This is a genomic window from Streptomyces sp. NTH33 (assembly GCF_003236365.1).
Taxonomy (GTDB): Bacteria; Actinomycetota; Actinomycetes; order Streptomycetales; family Streptomycetaceae; genus Streptomyces.
The window spans coordinates 1-2,791 of sequence record NZ_POTZ01000673.1; the positions used below are offsets into that span (position 1 = coordinate 1).

General features: G+C 68.2%; 4 protein-coding genes. 3 read left to right on the forward strand and 1 reads right to left on the reverse strand.

Features of this window, described 5'->3' with window-relative positions; genetic code table 11:
• The first annotated feature begins 145 nt into the window (after positions 1-145).
• From C1I97_RS34745 to C1I97_RS40335, 3 genes are all read left to right on the forward strand, one after another.
• Entirely contained in the window at positions 146-754 is a 609-nt protein-coding gene (locus tag C1I97_RS34745) for an alkaline shock response membrane anchor protein AmaP (protein WP_111006956.1), read from the forward strand.
• A gap of 99 nt (positions 755-853) precedes the next feature.
• Complete coding sequence (locus C1I97_RS34750) at positions 854-1,699, forward strand: SigB/SigF/SigG family RNA polymerase sigma factor (protein WP_111006957.1); 846 nt, start codon at positions 854-856, stop codon at positions 1,697-1,699.
• A 259-nt stretch (positions 1,700-1,958) separates the two neighbouring features.
• Complete coding sequence (locus C1I97_RS40335) at positions 1,959-2,111, forward strand: hypothetical protein (protein WP_181447051.1); 153 nt, start codon at positions 1,959-1,961, stop codon at positions 2,109-2,111.
• Here C1I97_RS40335 and C1I97_RS39460 read toward each other — a convergent pair.
• Positions 2,105-2,563, reverse strand: a complete 459-nt coding sequence (locus tag C1I97_RS39460; RefSeq protein WP_146608398.1) for a hypothetical protein — start codon at positions 2,561-2,563, stop codon at positions 2,105-2,107. The two genes, C1I97_RS40335 and C1I97_RS39460, sit on opposite strands and share 7 nt — an antisense overlap.
• Positions 2,564-2,791: the final 228 nt, after the last annotated feature.

Consider the following 2,791-nt stretch of genomic DNA (forward strand, 5'->3'; position numbering starts at 1 on the left):
CCCTGGCCCATCCCCCCCGCTTGGTCGTACGCGCACGCAGACGCACCGCCTGACCGCAATCCTTGCTCCGGGAACTCCGGGAACTCCGGGAACTCCGGGAACTCCGGGAACTCCGGGAAGAGAAGCCGTTCCGGGAAGAGAAGTCATGAAGCCGCGATCCGCGCTCAACCGCACCCTGCTGACCGCAAGCGGCCTCGTGCTGCTCGCCGGGGGCCTCCTGGTCCTCTTCGCGGGACTGGACCTCTACCGGCAGTGGCACCTGCCGCTGCCCGCGGCCTGGCCGCTGGCCTCACCCAAGGCCGTCCTGCTCAGCTCCGCGGACCGGGCCCGCTGGAGCAGCCAGGGCTGGTGGTGGTGGCCGGCGGTCATCACCATCCTGACGATCATCACCGTGCTCGCCCTGGTGTGGCTGATCGCACAGCTGCGCCGTTCACACCCCGGCCGCATGCCCGTCGGCCCCCCGCACCGGGCACAGGGCGTCGAGCTGCGCGACCGGGCCCTCAGCGACGCGATCGCCACCGAAGCCCGCCACCTGCCCGGCGTTCAAAAAGCAGACGCCCACATCACCGGCACCTCACAACACCCCAGGAACCGGATCGACCTCACCCTCAGTCCCCACGGCGCGCCCGGCCGCGTACTCAGCGAACTCGGCACCGGCCCGCTGCAGAACGCCCGCCGCTCCACCGGCGCCGACCGGCTCGCCACCGAAGTCCGACTGCACGTCGCCCGCCACAAGCCCCACCGCACGCGGTAAACCCGGCGACGACAAAACGAGTGCCGTGGACGCGCGGTAGTGCCACCCGTCGTCGGCTCGTTGAAGACGGGCGGTCGGCCGGCGCCCGAAGGGAACCTCATGGCGGCAGTAACCACGGCGAAGACGGAGACACCCATACGTGAGCTGCCGGAACTCGCCGCCCCCTCCAAGATCGCCCCGAAGGACGCCCGTGTCCTCTCCAAGCTGCTCCTCGACCGGCTGGCGACCCTGGAGGCGGATACGCCCGCATACCAGGACGCGCGCACCGCGCTGATCGAGATGAACATGTCCCTGGTCCGTCTCACGGCGGCCCGGTTCCGCAGCCGGGGTCCGCAGGAGAGGGAGGACATCGTCCAGGCCGGCATGATCGGGCTGATCAGCGCGATCGACCGGTTCGAACCGGCCCGCGAGGTGCAGTTCACCTCCTTCGCCATCCCGTACATCGTCGGGGACATCAAGCAGTTCTTCCGTGACACCTCCTGGGCCGTGCACGTGCCGCGCCGCCTGCAGGAAGCCCGCATCCATCTCGCGCGCGCCACGGACGAGCTCCGCAGCCGCCTGGGCCGGGCCCCGTCGGTCAAAGAGCTGTCGGAGCTGATGTGCCTGCCGGAGCAGGAGGTCATCGAGGCCCGGCTGGCCGCCAACGGCTACAACTCCTCCTCCCTGAACGCCGCTATCGACGGCAGCGAGGACGGCGAAGCGGCCCTGGCCGACTTCATCGGTACCGACGATGCGGCGCTGGAGCTGGTGGAGGACTTCCACGCCCTGGCCCCGATGCTCGCCGAACTCGAAGAACGAGACCGGCAGGTCATACACCTGCGGTTCGTCGAGGAACTCACTCAAGCCCAGATCGGCGAACGCCTCGGCGTGTCCCAGGTCCACGTCTCCCGGCTGCTGTCACGCACGCTCGCCGGGCTGCGCGAGGGCATGCTCACCACCCAATGAGGCCAGAGCACACCGGCGCAGCCGTCATCCGCTGCCCCAACGGCCTGGACCTGCTGCACGAGTGGTCACTCCGCCACCCACTCAGCCAACTCGGACGCGACGCCGATGCCCCGCCCCGATCGACACTTCGGAAGGCAGTCATCTTCCGCCCAAGGCTGTGAGCTGCCTCCAGGCTCGCGGGCTTCCCCTGGACTCCCCCTTCACATCGACCAGACACCGCGCTGTGCCGAAGCGGCAGGTCACGCGTCATGAAGCAAGTGTGACTGCCACCACTGACACCCGAGCGGGATTCTTCGGGGTCACAGGTGCCCGAGTTGACGCGGTGGAGTTCACCGACGGCTCGGCCATCGGCGGCACCTGTCGCGTCTACGCCGCCGGCCTCCCCCGGGCACCGCAGCATCTGACCTACTGACGCTGTTGCGGAATGACTCCAAGCCGCCTGAGCTCAGCACAGATTTCTTCCGGCGTCACGTCCTGGTGCTGCAGCGCTTGCAACAGGGTCAGGTTGCCTCCGCGAAGGGCTCTGCCCTTCATGGCGAAGCGCAGTTCAAGCATCTCCGGTGTGACATTTGCAGCGACAAAAACTGCTGCCTGGGAAGGCTGCTGCACTCCGGCATTCAGCCACGGGGCAGCAGCGGCAGCATCAGGAAACCCATGCTGACGCCACTGTGCCGCTGCGTCGGCACGTCGCACGCCAAGGGCCAGCCACGCCTTGACTTCCTTGTCGTTGAACCAGTGGCCCGCCCAGATTCGGGCCTGGCTTTGCACGCGACGGTACTCGTCCGGCGTGATCTTGTCGGTTGGAGCGCCGTACCAGTAGGGGTCCCGCCTTTGCATCTCGTCACCGGCAAGTACCCGCTCCAAGGAAGCCAGTTCGTCGACCCGCGGCCACGGCTGCCGCTTCGCCTTGCTGGTCTGCCGCTTGCCAGCCGCGGTCCGCTGGGGTCTGTACGGTGAGCGGTGTAAGAGGGCTTCTCGAAACCGAGTGTGGGGCTGGGGGGTCCGTACGGGCGTGCTGTTCAGGTGATTGTGGCCGCGCGGGGGCATGAAGGCAGGGCCTCTCGGTAGCACAGAGGGTGTCTACGCCACTGC

Excerpts from the sequence above, each read along its gene's own strand:
- C1I97_RS34745 (WP_111006956.1), top strand. The coding sequence starts at position 146 with ATGAAGCCGCGATCCGCGCTCAACCGCACCCTGCTGACCGCAAGCGGC.
- C1I97_RS34750 (WP_111006957.1), top strand. The coding sequence starts at position 854 with ATGGCGGCAGTAACCACGGCGAAGACGGAGACACCCATACGTGAGCTG.